The sequence below is a fragment of the Nocardia macrotermitis genome, from assembly GCF_009604405.1.
In the GTDB taxonomy this organism is placed as follows: domain Bacteria; phylum Actinomycetota; class Actinomycetes; order Mycobacteriales; family Mycobacteriaceae; genus Nocardia; species Nocardia macrotermitis.
In genome coordinates this window covers 170,050-184,012 of record NZ_WEGK01000002.1, presented here as the reverse complement: position 1 = coordinate 184,012, position 13,963 = coordinate 170,050, and the positions used below count along the sequence as shown (strand labels likewise).

Sequence of the window (13,963 nt, the reverse complement as noted above, 5' to 3'; positions counted from 1 at the left end):
TCGGCCCTTTCGCTGCGAACGACCCGAAAGGGCCTTATACGACGGTGAGCGGCAGCGAGCGCCGCTCGGTGAAGCCGAAGTCGGCGCCGGTGCTGAACCGGGTGATCGCGACTTCCGGAATTTCCTTGAAAGCTGTTTCCACAGCGGCGATCTCGAAGACGATCTCATCGTCGCCGGCCGCCCGGACGCGGGTGTCGAAATGCGGGTCCACACCCCGGGCCATGGCATTGATCGGCTCGATGTACTCGGCGTCGACCAGCGCGGGCCAACCGCCGTCGGCGACGCCGGGGCTGTTGCGACGCAACCGCAGCACCACGGTCTCCCGCTCGAAGCTGACGTCGATATCGGTGTAGGGCAACGGATTCCACGCCGGATGCAGACGCAGGATCTGCGCCAGCGCGGCCGCGTCCCGGCCCAGCCCCAGCGCGTTGCGCAACCGCTCGGAGGTCAGCCCGGCGATCCCGGTGAACTGCTTGCGGGCAATGTCGGTGGCCTGCTCGGCGCTCGCACGATCCCGCAGCGCAATCTGGAAACCCAGTGTCAGCAGGTGCTGTTGCAGGCAGACCTCGTCGGCCATCCGGACCAGCGCGGATTTGGAGAAGTCACCGAAGGTGAGATCGCTCAGCAGCGGACCGGCGTAGTCGCCGTTACCGGTATCGGCCGAATCCACCGGCGCGAGTTCGATTTTCGCCGCGGCCGTGGCCTCGATCTCCGGCGTGTGCGCCGGAATCGCGGGCGGTTCGTGCGCGTCGTCGATCACAACGGTCCACGCGCACACCGGAACCCGGTCCGCGGGCACCCGCGGCGGCCGGTGGATCGGGCGCACCTGCGCCAGCGGATTGGTGGCCAGCGCGGTCGCGTCGAAGGTCGGGTCCTCGATGGTGTGACACATCGACACCACGAAATCCTCGCCCATCGGCTCCACATCGGCGAGCGCGCCGCAGTGGTCGAGCCAGAACTCGCCGTGATTGTCGTCGGTGATCCGGAAACGGAAGTCCATGAACTGCGGGGGCGCGCCGATATCCAGTTGCAGCCCTTTGAAGATCGTCTCCACGCCGGTACCCGGAATGTTCAGCGCCGCACGCATGCGCCGGGTGTAGATCGGGCTGGCCAGCTGCCACTCCTCGATCGCGACCTCGGCCATCCCCTCGCGCCCGAACGCGCCGATCGTGTGCGCCATCCCGGAACGGTCGATCAGATGTCCGCACAGCAGCAGTTCGGGCAGCAGAATCGCGAGCTGGTCACGGCTCAGCTCGCTGTACCGGCTCACCACAGCGGCACCGGCGATTCGCCGATCCGGTACCACCCGGGCAGCGGCTCCGCGGACATCGAACGCTCGATCCGCTTCTGCATACCGGGCGAGAGCGCGTCCGCGGACATCATCTCCACGAAAAGCGCTGCGACATTACCGAAGTCGAAGAAATCACGTTGCCACGACCACTGGAAATCACCGGCGTAGCGGAACCAGCTGCCGCCGATGCCCTCCGGGCTGTAGTGGCTGCCGTCCGCGCGGGTGCGCTCGTTGATCTGCTTCCAGAGTCCGATCACGCTGCCGGACCGCTCGTCCACGACGAAGTCCTGGTAGGGATAAGTCCACCCCTCCAAACCCGCCATCTCCTGGCCGAGCGCCAGGTCGCGGATCTCGTCGCGACCCACGGCCATGAATTCCTGCTGCGGACCGTAGTTCCAGCCGTAAGTCGCCTCGACGGTGTACATCTCGGCGAGGGGACGCCAATCCCCTTGCGCCTCACAGTTCTTGTTCTCCTGCACCCAGCGCTCGATCATCTCGTCGAGTTCGTCGCGGGAATAGCCTGCCATCCGAAATTCCTCTGTTCTCAGGGCTGTTGAGGGGCTCTCATGGCTGTTGAGAGCCCGAAGGATCTAGTCTTCGACGATGGACAGTGCCTGGGTCGGGCAGTAGCGGACCGCGGCACGCGCGGCCTCGAGGTCCGCGCCGGGATCCTCGCGCAGGATCCGCACGGTGCCCGTCTTGGGCACGTCGAACAGGTCCGGGGCCTCGGCCTGGCAGACCGCGTGCCCCTGGCACAGATCACTGTCGACAACGAGGCGCATCACCGGCTCCCTTGTTCGCCATCGGTTTTCGGTTCGGTCAGCGGGGCCTCGGGCTGCACCTCGACCAGCACCAGATGCGCGCCGCGCGGGGTGCCGACCACGGCGGTGACGGCCGCGGCCAGATCCGACGCGCGCAGGAAATACGGGTGCCGGGCGAATCCCCATTTCACCCAGTCGTCCAGCAGCGGACCGACGACCTCGGGTTTCGCGTTCATGCCCATACCGGTCTGCGTCGCGCCGGGCCGAACGACCGAGGCGCGAACTCCGGTGCCCTCCAACTCCTTTCGGAGCTGCACGGCCATCGCCTCGAGTCCGGTCTTGGCGGCGTTGTAGGCACCGACGCCCGGACGCGGCACATCCACGCAGTCCGAGCCGATCACCACGAAATCTCCCCGGCGTCGCGCGATCATCTGCGGTAGTAGGTGATACGCGAACCGCTGCGCGCCCTGGAGATGCACCTGCACCTGCGAGCCGAACTCGTCCGGGTTCAGGTCCCAGACGTGCCCGAACTCCAGATCACCCGCGCCGTAGACGACGATTTCCGCAGGGCCCAAAGCCTTTTCGGACTCAGCGATGAACTCCTCGACCGAGGCGTTGTCCGAGACGTCCAGCCGGTGGGCGAACGCCTCGCCACCGTCCGCGCGGATCTTCTCGGCCAGTTCCTGGCAGACCTCGATCCGGCGCGCGCCGAGCGCGACCGGATATCCCTGTTCGGCCAGGGCGACGGCGGTGGCCGCGCCGATTCCCGAAGAGGCCCCGGCGATCAGCGCCGGACGGCGCTGCGGGTGTGGATCGAATCTGGGCATCAGTGGCTCACCTCGTCGGCTGTAGCAGTGGTCGCATCATGGCGTGTCATCGAACCTGTACCGTCACAGGCAATTTCGCGAAACCTCGGACATTGGTGGAGTGCACCCGCTCGATCCCGGCGGGGTCCACCTCGTAGGCGCGGACCCGATCGGCGAACTCCCGCAACGCGATCGTCGCCTCCAGCCGCGCCAGATGCGCGCCGAGGCAGAAGTGCACGCCGCGCCCGAAGCTCAGCAGCCCGCCCTTGTCGGGGCGTTCGATGTCGTAGATCTCCGGATCGGCGAATACGTCCTCGTCCCGATTCGCCGCGCCGACCAGCAGCAACACCTTCGACCCCGCGGGCACCGTGCCGCCGTGGAATTCCAGATCGGTCGCGGCGGTGCGGGCCAGGATCTGGCTCGAGGTGTCGTACCGCAGCGTCTCCTCGACCCAGTCCGGCACCAGCTCGGCCTGCGCCGCGACCTTCGCGTACTGCTCGGGATACCTTGCGCCCCAATACAAGGCGTTGCCGAGCAGTTTGGTGGTGGTCTCGTTCCCGGCGATCACCATCAGGAACATGAACCCGAGGATCTCCTCGTCGGTGAGCCGGTCGCCGTCGGCCTCCGCGTCCAGCAGCGCCGAGGTCAGATCGTCGGTGCGGGCGCGGCGGCGCTGGGCGATCATCTCGGCGTAGTAGCCGACCAGCTCGAACGTCGCCTCGACCGCGGCCATCGGGACGTCCAGCACGCCGTCCTCGCGATGCACCACCAGATCGGCGAGCCGCCGGATCTCGGCGCGATCGGGTTCGGGCACGCCCATCAGCTCGGAGATCACGTCCATCGGCAGTTTGCCCGCGACCTGCTCGGTCCAGTCGAAACTGCCGGCCGCCAGGGCGGGTTCGAGATGTTGCAGCGTCAGTTCCCGGATCCGGGTGTCCATGGCGGCGACCCGGCGCGGGGTGAACCCCTTGAACACCAGCTGCCGCAGCCGCAGATGCCGCGGATCGTCCAGCGCCAGGAAGGACATCGTCTTGTGCGCGTGCGGGCCCCACGCAGCCGGGTCCAGCGATACTCCGTTCGCGCTGGACAGCCGCACGTTGTCCCGGAAGCCCGCGCCGACATCCGCGTGCCGCGACAACGCCCAGAATCCGAGCTCGGCATTGTGATAGAGCGGCGCCTCGGTCCGCAGCCGCTGATACAGCGGATACGGATTCTCGTGGAAGCCGTAGTCGTACGGGTCGAAAGTGAGCGCCTGCGCGGCCACACCCGTCATCGCCGTCACCTCCCTCTCGAGAACGTGTTCGGTCCCCCGGCAATCATCCACCGCCTTGGGAGACACGTAGCTGGACATGTGTCTGGACCGTACCACCGGCAGGCCCGGCCGACAATGCTTCCGGTGGAACTCGGCCGCACCCGACGTTCGAGGACCGCGCCATCGGGCAACCGCGCCGAACTGCAACAGGTTCTTGCGCTGGCGGCGACTTCGATCATATAGTCCGTACACGTGTCCAGACAGCATGGGAGCTACCGGTGAGCGAGCGGACGACGCAGGTGCGCGGGCAGTATCGCGCCGCCGGGCACCACTGATTGCGACCGCCGAACAAGCCGAAACCATCTGCCACAGAGGAGTTTTCACCATGGCCCGTTTCACCGGACGATCCGCGATCGTCACCGGCGCAGCGCAGGGTATCGGCGCTGTGTACGCGCAGGCGCTGGCCGCCGAGGGCGCGAAGGTCGTCGTCGCGGACCTGAACACGGAGAAGGGCGAGGAGGTCGCCAAGCAGATCGTCGCCGACGGCGGCACCGCGGTCTTCCACCGCGTCGACGTCTCCGATCCCGAGTCGACCACCGCGCTGGCCGAATTCACCGTCGCCGAGTTCGGCGGCATCGACCACCTGGTCAACAACGCCGCCATCTACGGCGACATGAAGCTCGACCTGCTGTTGACCGTGCCGTGGGACTACTACAAGAAGTTCATGAGCGTGAACTTCGACGGCGCGCTGAACATGACCCGCGCGGTCTGGCAGCCGATGTCCAAGGACGGCGGCGGTTCGATCGTCAACCAGTCCTCCACTGCCGCGTGGCTGTACTCCGGCTTCTACGGCCTGGCCAAGGTCGGCGTCAACGGCCTGACCCAGCAGCTCGCCACCGAACTCGGCGGTTCCAAGATCCGCATCAACGCCATCGCCCCCGGCCCGATCGACACCGAGGCCACCAAGACCGTCACCCCGGGCAATATGGTCAAGGACATGGTGAACCGGCTTCCCTTGAAGCGCATGGGAACTCCGGAGGATCTGGTCGGCGCGTGCCTGTACCTGCTCTCGGACGACGCGAGCTGGGTGACCGGGCACATCCTGAACGTCGACGGCGGACAGATAATCCGATCATGACCGAGAACGACACCCGCGTCGGGTTCATCGGACTGGGCAACATCGGCGCGCCGATGGCCAAGCGCCTGCTGGATTGGCCTGGCGGACTTGTGGTTTGCGATATGCGGCCCGAAGCGGTGGAGAAGTTCGTCGCACGCGGCGCGAAGTCCGCCGCCACCGCCGCCGAGGTCGCTCAGCAAGCCACGGTCATCTCGATCGTGGTCGTCAACGACGAGCAGGTCCGCTCGGTGATCTCCGGCCCCGATGGCATCCTCAGCGCCGCGCAGCCGGGCACCGTGATCGCGGTGCACTCCACCATCAGCGACGAGACCGCGGTCGCGTTGGCGAGCGAATGTGCCTCGCGCGGTGTGGAATTCGTCGACGCGCCGATCAGCGGCGGTGCGGGCGGGGCCAAGGAGGGCAACCTCGCGATCATGGTCGGCGGCACCGAGTCCGCGTACGAGAAGGTTCGCGAGCCCTTCGGACGCTTCGCGGGGCTGGTCGTGCACGCCGGTGAGGTCGGCGCGGGGACGCGAATGAAGTTGGCGCGCAACCTGTTGCACTTCGTCTCCTTCACCGCCGCGGCCGAGGCGCAGCGCCTGGCCGAGGCCGCCGGGCTGAACATCACCGACCTGGGCAAGGTGGTCCGGCACTCCGACGCCATCACCGGCGGTGCGGGCGCGATCATGTTGCGCGACACCACCGCTCCGGTCGCCGAGGACGATTTCTGGCATTCGATCCTGACCCACGTGCGCGGCCTGGGCGAGAAGGATCTCGCGCTGGCCCTCGGCGTCGGCGAACGACTCGAAGTTCCGCTACCGTTCGCCGAACTGGCCCTGAAGGGCCTGGGCAACGGGCTGGGCGTCGGCCCGGGCGATATCGCGAAGGAGCAGCAGGCATGAGCGATCAGGACCGAAGGCAGCAGCGGAGCGTCACGCAGGCCCCCGCTCATGCCGGAAAGGACGCAGCATGAGCGAGGAAACCGAAACCGCCGCCGAACGTCGCGCACGCGGGCTGGCGAAGATGTCCGAGGTGTACGGCTGGGACTTCGCCGACGGTCCCGGCGAGCACTTCGCCGTCACCGCGGATCACCTGTTCGCCGACATCTGGTCGCGTCCCGAACTCAGCATCCGCGATCGACGGCTGCTGCTGATCGGGGCGCTGACCGCGCAGGGCCTGTTCGACGTCGCCGAGATCCAGGTCGGCTCGGCCCTGGGCAACGGCGAATTCACCCCGGCCCAACTGCGGGAGATCTCCCTGTTCCTGTGTCATTACGTAGGCTGGCCTGCGGGAACCAGTTTGGACAGCGTCGTGGGCAAGGTCGTCGCGCAGCACGAGAAAAAGGCCGCGCGGGCCGCTAAGAATCCCACCGAATGAACCTGTGACCGGCGAATCCGGCACACGCGCAGCAGACAGGAATGGCACTCATGTCCGAAACCCCCACCGTCCGACCAGCGCGCGCGAACGCGATCACCACCTGGGATTTCGAGGCCGACGTGGTGATCGCCGGATACGGCGTCGCGGGCGCCTGTGCGGCCATCGAGGCCAAGCGGGCCGGCGCCGATGTGCTGGTGCTCGAGCGCACCGGCGGTTGGGGCGGCGCGGCGTCGATGTCGGGCGGCTTCATCTACCTCGGCGGCGGCACCGCGCTACAGAAGGCGCTGGGCTTCGAGGACACCCCGGAGAACATGGAGAAGTTCATGACCGCGGCCCTGGGCCCCGGCGTGGACGCCGCCAAGATCCACGACTACTGCCAGGGTAGCGTCGAGCACTTCGATTGGCTTGTGGCCCAGGGTGTTCCGTTCAAGGAGGCGTTCTGGGGCGAGCCGGGCTGGGAGCCCGCGCACGACGAGGGCCTGATGTACTCCGGTGGCGAGAACTCCGCGCCGTTCAAGGACATCGCCACCCCCGCGCCGCGCGGTCACCTGCCGCAGATGGAGAACAAGCGGATCGGTGAGAAGGGCGGCGGCTACATGCTGATGAAGCCGCTCATCGACACCGCCGAAAGTCTCGGTGTGCGTGCGGAATTCGACATCCGCATCCAGCGCCTGATCGTGGACGAGGACGACCGCGTCGTCGGCGTGGTCGCCAAGCGCTACGGCGATATCGTGCACGTGCGCGCGCGTCGCGGCGTGGTCCTGGCGACCGGCAGTTTCGCCTACAACCAGGAGATGATCGAGGCGTACGTGCCGCGGCTGCTGAACCGTCCGGCCGCCTCGATCGAGGAGCACGACGGCATCGGCATCCGGGTCGCGCAGGCCCTGGGCGCGCAGGTCGCGCACATGGACGCGGCCGAGGTCGCGTTCTTCGTGGATCCGCAGATGGTGGCGCGCGGCATCATGGTCAACGCGCGCGGTCAGCGGTACATCACCGAGGACACCTACTGCGGCCGGGTCGGCCAGGCCACGCTGAACCAGCAGGACAACAAGGCGTACCTGGTGATGGACGAGCAGGCGCTCGAGGCCGCGCTGGCGACCGAGAGCTCGGTGACGTTCTTCCGGCAGCCGCCCAAGTGGGCCGCGGAGACCGTCGCGGAACTCGAATCCGACATGGGCCTGCCCGAGGGCACCTTGCAGACCACCGTCGAGGTGTACAACAAGCATGCCGAGAAGGGCTCGGATCCGTTGCTGGACAAGAAGACCGAGTGGGTGAAGCCGATCGGCACACCGCTGGCCGGTTGGGATCTGCGCGAGCACACCGGCGGGTTCACCCTCGGCGGTTTGAAGACCGATCTGGATTCGCGGGTGCTGCACGTGTCCGGGGATCCGATCGCCGGACTGTACGCGGCGGGGCGCTGCACCTCGGGTGTGTGCACCGGCGGTTACGCCAGCGGGACCTCGCTCGGCGACGGCAGCTTCTACGGGCGTCGCGCGGGTAAAGCCGCTGCCGCGCAACAAGACTGAAAGGAGACGAGCCCATGCGTTTCGGTATCGTCCTGTTCACCAGTGATCGCAACATCGCCCCGGCCGCGGCCGCCAAGGGTGCGGAGGACCGCGGCTTCGCGTCGTTCTTCGTGCCGGAGCACACCCACATTCCGGTGAAACGTGAAGCGGCACACCCGACCACGGGCGATGCCAGCCTGCCCGACGACCGCTACACCCGCACGCTGGACCCGTGGGTCGCGTTGGCCACGGCCGCAGCGGTCACCGAGCGCATCGAATTGTCCACGGCGGTAGCGCTTCCCACCGAGCACGATCCGATCACCCTGGCCAAGACCATCGCGACGCTCGATCACCTCTCGGGCGGCCGGGTCAGCCTGGGGGCCGGATTCGGTTGGAACACCGACGAACTCGCCGATCACGGCATCCCGGGTGCGCGACGTCGCACCGCGTTGCGCGAGTACGTCGAGGCGATGCGGGCGCTGTGGACGCAGGAAGAAGCCTCGTACGACGGCGAATTCGTGAAGTTCGGGCCGAGCTGGGCGTGGCCCAAGCCGACGCAGGACAAGATCGAGGTGCTGATCGGCGCGGGGGGCACCGAGAAGACGTTCCGCTGGATCGCCAAGTCCGCCGACGGCTGGATCACCACCCCGTACGAGCAGGATCTGCTGCTGGAGCGGCTGCAACTGCTGCGCAAGATCTGGCAGGAGTCCGAGCGGGACGGCGCGCCGCGCGTGGTCGCGCTGGCGGGTAAGCCCGATCCGGCGCAGCTGACCTCGTGGGCCGAGGCCGGGGTGACCGACGTACTGTTCGGTCTGCCCGACAAGCCCGAGGCCGAGGTGCTGGCCTATCTGGACCGGCTCTCTGCCAAACTGGCGCCCCTGGGCCTACCGGCCTGACCTTTGTCCTTCGCCCGAGAGTGAGACCTTAGCGTGCGCATCGCCCTGCTGTCCTACCGCAGCAAGACCCACTGTGGGGGGCAGGGGGTGTACGTGCGGTACCTGAGTTCGGGGTTGGCCGAACTGGGCCACGACGTGGAGGTCTTCTCCGGGCAGCCCTATCCCGAACTGCTCGATCCGCGGGTGCGGTTGACCGAGGTGCCGAGCCTGGATCTGTACCGTGACGAGGATCCGTTCCGCACACCGCGGCCGGGTGAGATCCGCGATCGGATCGATCTGCTCGAACTGGGCACGATGTGGACCGCGGGATTCCCGGAACCGCGCACGTTCAGTATGCGTGCGGCGCGGCTGTTGGCAACGCGCACAGCGGATTTCGATGTGGTGCACGACAATCAGTGCCTGGGTTCGGGGCTGCTCGACATCGCGCGGCAGCTGCCCGTCGTCGCCACCATTCATCATCCGATCACGCGGGATCGCGCGGTGGATCTGGCCGCCGCGCCGTGGCGGCGCAAGCCGTTCGTGCGGCGCTGGTACGGATTCCTGGGGATGCAGCAGCGCGTCGCCCGGCAGATTCCCGAGTTGATCACCGTCTCCTCGTCCTCGGCGACCGATATCGCGGACGATTTCGGCGTTGCGCCAGGGCAATTGCGCGTGGTGCCGCTGGGTGTGGACACCGAACTGTTCCGGCCGCGCGCGGGCCGGGTGCCCGGCCGGATCGTCGCGGTGGCCAGCGCCGACAAGCCGCTCAAGGGGATTTCCCATCTGCTGCAAGCGATTTCGCGGCTGCGGATGGCGCACGACGTGGAATTGCAGTTGGTCGCCAAGCTGGATCCCAACGGCCCCACCGAGAAGTTGATCGCCGAACTCGGCCTCGCCGACGTGGTCACGGTCAGCAGCGGGCTGTCCGACACCGAACTGGCCGAACTGCTCAGCTCCGCCGAAATCTCCTGCATCCCTTCGATGTACGAGGGTTTCTCGCTGCCTGCCGTCGAGGCCATGGCCAGTGGTACGCCGCTGGTGGCCAGTCGCGCGGGCGCGCTGCCCGAGGTGGTCGGCGACTGCGCCGAACTCGTCGAACCCGGGAACGTCGGGGAACTGACCAGGACCATCGGCGGTCTGCTGGACTCCCGGCGTCGGCTCGACGAGCTGGGGGCCGCCGGGCGACGCCGGGCGCTGGCCGTATACAGCTGGGAAGCCGTTGCCGCGCAAACTGTTTCGGTCTACGAGCAGGCCATTTCGAGGCACCGCACAGACGAGGAGAAGAACTAGATGTTGACCGTCGATTTCGACCGGCTGGGCGTCGGGCCGGGCACCCGCGTGATCGATGTGGGCGCGGGCCTGGGACGGCACTCCTTCGAGGCGTACCGCCGGGGCGCGGATATCGTCGCCTTCGATCAGAACGCCGACGATCTGGCCCAGGTCAAGATCATGTTCGGGGCGATGGCCGAGGCGGGTGAGGCGCCCGAGCAGGCGCGCGCGGAGGCCGTGCAGGGCGATGCGCTGGCCCTGCCGTACGAGGACGGGGAGTTCGATGTCGTCATCGCGTCGGAGATTCTCGAGCACATCCCGTCGGACGAGCGGGCCATCGCCGAGCTGGTGCGGGTGCTCGCGCCCGGTGGCGCGCTGGTGGTGACGGTGCCGCGCTGGCTGCCCGAGCGGATCTGCTGGCTGTTCTCCGACGAATACCACGCCAACGAGGGCGGGCACGTGCGGATCTATCGCGCGGACGAGTTGCGCCGCAAGGTCGCCGGGCTCGGTATGCGATTCATCCACAGCGCGCACGCGCACGCGTTGCATTCGCCGTACTGGTGGCTCAAATGCCTGGCCGGGGTCAACAACGACAAGCACTGGGCAGTCACCTCCTATCACCGAATGCTGGTGTGGGACATGATGAAACAACCCTGGCTCACCCGCACCGCCGAATCCGCGCTGGACCCGCTGATCGGCAAGAGCGTCGCCCTGTACTTCACCAAGCCCGCGGTGCGGCGTGGCGGCTTCTGAGCTGCCGTCGATCTCCGGCGTGCTGACCGCCTCGCAGATCCGACGAACCGCCGAATCCATTGCCGCACAACAGGAGAGCGACGGTGCGCTGCCCTGGTTCAGCGGCGGGCACACCGATCCGTGGGACCACCTCGAGAACGCCATGGCGCTCACGTCGGCGGGGCTGCTGGACGCCGCCCGCGCCGGGTACGCCTGGTCCGAACGGACGCAACGTCCGGATGGCAGCTGGCCCAGCGAGTTTCGCGATGGCGCGGTGGCGAGTGAGGACACCGATACCAATTTCTGCGCGTACATCGCCACCGGGGTCTGGCATTACGTGTGCAGCACCGGGGACCGCGAATTCGGGGCCCGGATGTGGCCGACGGTACACGCGGCCATCGACTACGTCGTCTCGCTGCAACAGGGCCGCAACGGCGAGATCTATTGGCTGCGTGGCGATTCCAGCGTACTGCCCGAAGCACTGCTGACCGGCTGCGCGAGCATGTTCCACAGCATTCGCTGCGCCCTCGCACTGGCCGAGTCGCTCGGCATCCCGCAACCCGAATGGGAGGTCGCGGCCCTGCGGCTCGGACACGCCATCCGGCATCACCCCGAGGCATTCGGCGAGAAGGACCGCTACTCGATGGACTGGTACTACCCGGTCCTGTGCGGCGCGTACGACGGCACCGCCGCGACGGCCCGAATCGCTTCCCGCTGGGACGATTTCGTGGTCGGCGACCTGGGTATCCGCTGCGTCTCCGACCGCCCCTGGGTGACCGGCGCGGAAACCTGCGAACTGGTACTGGCCCTGGACCGGATCGGCGACCGTTCCCGCGCACTACGCCTGCTCGCCGCCATGCAGCACCTACGCGAAGAGGACGGATCCTATTGGACCGGACTGGTTTTCGCCGACGACAAACGCTGGCCCGAGGAACGCACCACCTGGACCGGCGCGGCGATGATCCTCGCCACCGACGCCCTGTCCCGCACCACCCCCGGCAACGGCATCTTCCGCGAACTCGCCACACCGATCGACATCACCGACGGATTCGCCTGCGACTGCGTCGCTTCACGCCGCTGAACCGCGGGTTCACACTGCCCGACACCAAGCTCGCACCGCCGGGCGACACACCCACACCGCCGGACCGGACTTCACACCCACAGAATCAGCGCTACCCAACCGTTGCGCACGTGCGGGGTCATCGCCGCTGAGCAGCAAATTCGCGCTGCCTTGTGAGGCTTCACACCGGCGGGTCAGTGCCACCGAGCACGGTGGCGCACGAGCGGGGGTCGCGCCGTCGAGCTACGGCACGACCCTGGGCGTCTAATTACTGCCGCCGCACCCGGTGTCGCGCTCGAGGATGCGCAGCGACCCAGTCACCGAGACTTCGCGGAACTTCCCGCCGTCCAACGCTTTTCGATAGATGTTGTACGGTGCCTGGCCACCGTCGGCCGGGTCCGGGAACACGTCGTGGATCGCGAGCGCGCCACCCGCGGCGACCCAGAGCGCCCAGTTGTCGTAATCGCGCTGGGCGGCTTCCTCGGTGTGGCCGCCGTCGATGAACAGCAGGCGGATCGGGGCGCGCCACATCTTCGCGACCGTGACCGAGGAGCCCAGGACGCCGACGACCGTGTCGGTGAGTCCGGCGCGGACGATCGCGCGACGGAATTCGGTGACGGTGTCGAATTTCCCGGTTTCCGGATCGACCAGGGACGTGTCGTGATATTCCCAGCCGGGCTGATGTTCCTCGGAACCCTGGTGGTGATCGACCGTATAAACGGTGGCGCCGGTTTCTCGGGCGGCCGCCCCCAGATATATCGACGACTTTCCGCAATAGGTGCCGATTTCGGCGATAATTCCGTCACCGGCATATCGGAGCGCGGCCTCGTAGAGGGCTCGACCCTCCTCGGGCGGCATGAAACCGGTTGTTTGCTCGGCAATGTCGAACAATCGCGTCGTATCCGTGGAAAGCACCGAATCGGCACGAGTCATCAGCGGAGAACCTTTCTGTCGGCAAGCCCGCGTGCGGATTGCCGCGGCGGTGCGAGTTGCCCTCGAAGCGGCACCATAGTAGCATCCGGACACGTGTCCGATCCCCTTTCCGCAGAGCCGCCCGCGGTGAATATGGAGGCTACCCGCCGCCGTCTCACCGAGAAACAGGCCGACACCGTCGACCGGCTGACCAAGGCCGCGCTGGAAGTGCTCTCGCGCGAGGGTTTCGCCGGTCTGACCGTGCGCATGGTCGCGGCCACCGCGGGCGTCGGCACCGCCACCGCCTACACCTACTTCTCCTCCAAGGAGCACCTGGTCGCCGAGGTGTTCTGGCGTCGCCTGGCCGCCACCCAGCCCCCGATCGCCGATATCACCGATCCGACCCGCCGCGTGGTCGCGGTCCTGCGCCAGATCGCCATGCTCGTGGCCGACGAACCGGCCCTCGCCGGAGCGGTAACCAGCGCATTGCTGGGCACCGACCCGGACGTCTCCCACCTGCGCACCCGAATCGGCACCGAAATCCGCAAACGCCTCCTCGAGGCCCTCGGCCCCGACGCCGACCTCGACATCATCGAAACCCTGGAACTCCTCTACGCAGGCGCCCTGGTCCGAGCCGGAGTCGGCTACGCCTCCTACTCCGAAATCGCGGATCGCCTCGAGAAATCCGCCCTCCAGGTATTGACAGACTGACATTCGGAAGAGAATTCCACCGAGGAATTTCCGGCACGAGATCGCTCCACCGAATTCAGTTGTCGCCGAGGATCTCTCGCAAGCGGCGCACACAGGTCGCGTCCCAGCCCGACTGGTCCGAAATCCAGCCGGTCGACGCAGTGAATTGCGTTGCCGAGGATCTCGCACCAGCAGCGCGCCCAAGTCGTGCCCCGACCCAGTTGGCCCGAAATCCGGGCGGTCGACGCGGTGAATTGTGTTGCCGAGGATCTCCCACCAGCGGCGCGCCCATGTCACGTCCCGGCCCAGCCGGCCC

Annotated in this window: 15 protein-coding genes; 9 read left to right on the top strand and 6 right to left on the bottom strand. The window is 67.4% G+C overall.

The window, feature by feature from the left end:
* Positions 1-34: 34 nt before the first annotated feature.
* The 5 genes from NRB20_RS04740 to NRB20_RS04720 form a co-directional block, all read right to left on the bottom strand.
* Positions 35-1,270, bottom strand: coding sequence for a hypothetical protein (locus NRB20_RS04740; protein ID WP_319944479.1), 1,236 nt, complete (start codon positions 1,268-1,270; stop codon positions 35-37).
* The gene (locus NRB20_RS04735) at positions 1,267-1,818 is read right to left on the bottom strand and encodes a nuclear transport factor 2 family protein (RefSeq protein WP_153407997.1); all 552 of its coding nucleotides are present in this window, start codon (positions 1,816-1,818) and stop codon (positions 1,267-1,269) included. Before NRB20_RS04735 ends, NRB20_RS04740 begins: the two co-directional genes overlap by 4 nt.
* Positions 1,819-1,881: 63 nt before the next feature.
* Positions 1,882-2,073 (bottom strand): ferredoxin, encoded by a 192-nt coding sequence (locus NRB20_RS04730; RefSeq protein ID WP_153407996.1) that lies wholly within the window; start codon positions 2,071-2,073, stop codon positions 1,882-1,884.
* Complete coding sequence (locus NRB20_RS04725) at positions 2,073-2,879, bottom strand: SDR family oxidoreductase (protein WP_153407995.1); 807 nt, start codon at positions 2,877-2,879, stop codon at positions 2,073-2,075. Before NRB20_RS04725 ends, NRB20_RS04730 begins: the two co-directional genes overlap by 1 nt.
* 46 nt (positions 2,880-2,925) lie before the next feature.
* Positions 2,926-4,131, bottom strand: coding sequence for a cytochrome P450 (locus NRB20_RS04720; RefSeq protein WP_153408628.1), 1,206 nt, complete (start codon positions 4,129-4,131; stop codon positions 2,926-2,928).
* Positions 4,132-4,495: 364 nt separating this feature from the next.
* On the opposite strand from NRB20_RS04720, the gene NRB20_RS04715 reads away from it, so the two are divergent.
* From NRB20_RS04715 to NRB20_RS04680, 8 genes are all read left to right on the top strand, one after another.
* Positions 4,496-5,248 (top strand): SDR family oxidoreductase, encoded by a 753-nt coding sequence (locus NRB20_RS04715; RefSeq protein ID WP_153407994.1) that lies wholly within the window; start codon positions 4,496-4,498, stop codon positions 5,246-5,248.
* Entirely contained in the window at positions 5,245-6,129 is an 885-nt protein-coding gene (locus NRB20_RS04710; RefSeq protein ID WP_153407993.1) for an NAD(P)-dependent oxidoreductase, read from the top strand. The genes NRB20_RS04715 and NRB20_RS04710 overlap by 4 nt, the downstream gene beginning before the upstream one ends.
* Before the next feature lie 67 nt (positions 6,130-6,196).
* Entirely contained in the window at positions 6,197-6,604 is a 408-nt protein-coding gene (locus NRB20_RS04705; RefSeq protein ID WP_153407992.1) for a carboxymuconolactone decarboxylase family protein, read from the top strand.
* Between the two features lie 50 nt (positions 6,605-6,654).
* The gene (locus NRB20_RS04700) at positions 6,655-8,130 is read left to right on the top strand and encodes an FAD-dependent oxidoreductase (protein ID WP_153407991.1); all 1,476 of its coding nucleotides are present in this window, start codon (positions 6,655-6,657) and stop codon (positions 8,128-8,130) included.
* A gap of 14 nt (positions 8,131-8,144) precedes the next feature.
* Complete coding sequence (locus tag NRB20_RS04695; RefSeq protein WP_153407990.1) at positions 8,145-9,005, top strand: TIGR03619 family F420-dependent LLM class oxidoreductase; 861 nt, start codon at positions 8,145-8,147, stop codon at positions 9,003-9,005.
* Between the two features lie 33 nt (positions 9,006-9,038).
* A complete protein-coding gene (locus NRB20_RS04690; protein ID WP_319944478.1) occupies positions 9,039-10,274 on the top strand; it encodes a glycosyltransferase family 4 protein in 1,236 nt (411 codons plus the stop codon).
* A complete protein-coding gene (locus NRB20_RS04685; protein ID WP_153407989.1) occupies positions 10,275-11,006 on the top strand; it encodes a class I SAM-dependent methyltransferase in 732 nt (243 codons plus the stop codon). It begins immediately after the preceding gene.
* The gene (locus tag NRB20_RS04680; RefSeq protein WP_319944477.1) at positions 10,993-12,066 is read left to right on the top strand and encodes a glucosidase family protein; all 1,074 of its coding nucleotides are present in this window, start codon (positions 10,993-10,995) and stop codon (positions 12,064-12,066) included. The genes NRB20_RS04685 and NRB20_RS04680 overlap by 14 nt, the downstream gene beginning before the upstream one ends.
* Before the next feature lie 243 nt (positions 12,067-12,309).
* Here NRB20_RS04680 and NRB20_RS04675 read toward each other — a convergent pair whose 3' ends face one another.
* Complete coding sequence (locus tag NRB20_RS04675) at positions 12,310-12,978, bottom strand: class I SAM-dependent methyltransferase (RefSeq protein WP_153407988.1); 669 nt, start codon at positions 12,976-12,978, stop codon at positions 12,310-12,312.
* 126 nt (positions 12,979-13,104) lie between these two features.
* On the opposite strand from NRB20_RS04675, the gene NRB20_RS04670 reads away from it, so the two are divergent.
* Positions 13,105-13,668, top strand: a complete 564-nt coding sequence (locus NRB20_RS04670) for a TetR/AcrR family transcriptional regulator (RefSeq protein ID WP_319944580.1) — start codon at positions 13,105-13,107, stop codon at positions 13,666-13,668.
* Positions 13,669-13,963 lie beyond the last annotated feature (295 nt).

Bases quoted from the DNA above. Each gene is read 5' to 3' on its own strand.
- NRB20_RS04705 (WP_153407992.1), top strand. From the start codon at position 6,197: ATGAGCGAGGAAACCGAAACCGCCGCCGAACGTCGCGCACGCGGGCTG.
- NRB20_RS04720 (WP_153408628.1), bottom strand. From the start codon at position 4,131: ATGACGGGTGTGGCCGCGCAGGCGCTCACTTTCGACCCGTACGACTAC.
- NRB20_RS04725 (WP_153407995.1), bottom strand. From the start codon at position 2,879: ATGCCCAGATTCGATCCACACCCGCAGCGCCGTCCGGCGCTGATCGCC.
- NRB20_RS04695 (WP_153407990.1), top strand. From the start codon at position 8,145: ATGCGTTTCGGTATCGTCCTGTTCACCAGTGATCGCAACATCGCCCCG.
- NRB20_RS04700 (WP_153407991.1), top strand. From the start codon at position 6,655: ATGTCCGAAACCCCCACCGTCCGACCAGCGCGCGCGAACGCGATCACC.
- NRB20_RS04685 (WP_153407989.1), top strand. From the start codon at position 10,275: ATGTTGACCGTCGATTTCGACCGGCTGGGCGTCGGGCCGGGCACCCGC.
- NRB20_RS04735 (WP_153407997.1), bottom strand. From the start codon at position 1,818: ATGGCAGGCTATTCCCGCGACGAACTCGACGAGATGATCGAGCGCTGG.
- NRB20_RS04710 (WP_153407993.1), top strand. From the start codon at position 5,245: ATGACCGAGAACGACACCCGCGTCGGGTTCATCGGACTGGGCAACATC.
- NRB20_RS04675 (WP_153407988.1), bottom strand. From the start codon at position 12,978: ATGACTCGTGCCGATTCGGTGCTTTCCACGGATACGACGCGATTGTTC.
- NRB20_RS04730 (WP_153407996.1), bottom strand. From the start codon at position 2,073: ATGCGCCTCGTTGTCGACAGTGATCTGTGCCAGGGGCACGCGGTCTGC.
- NRB20_RS04715 (WP_153407994.1), top strand. From the start codon at position 4,496: ATGGCCCGTTTCACCGGACGATCCGCGATCGTCACCGGCGCAGCGCAG.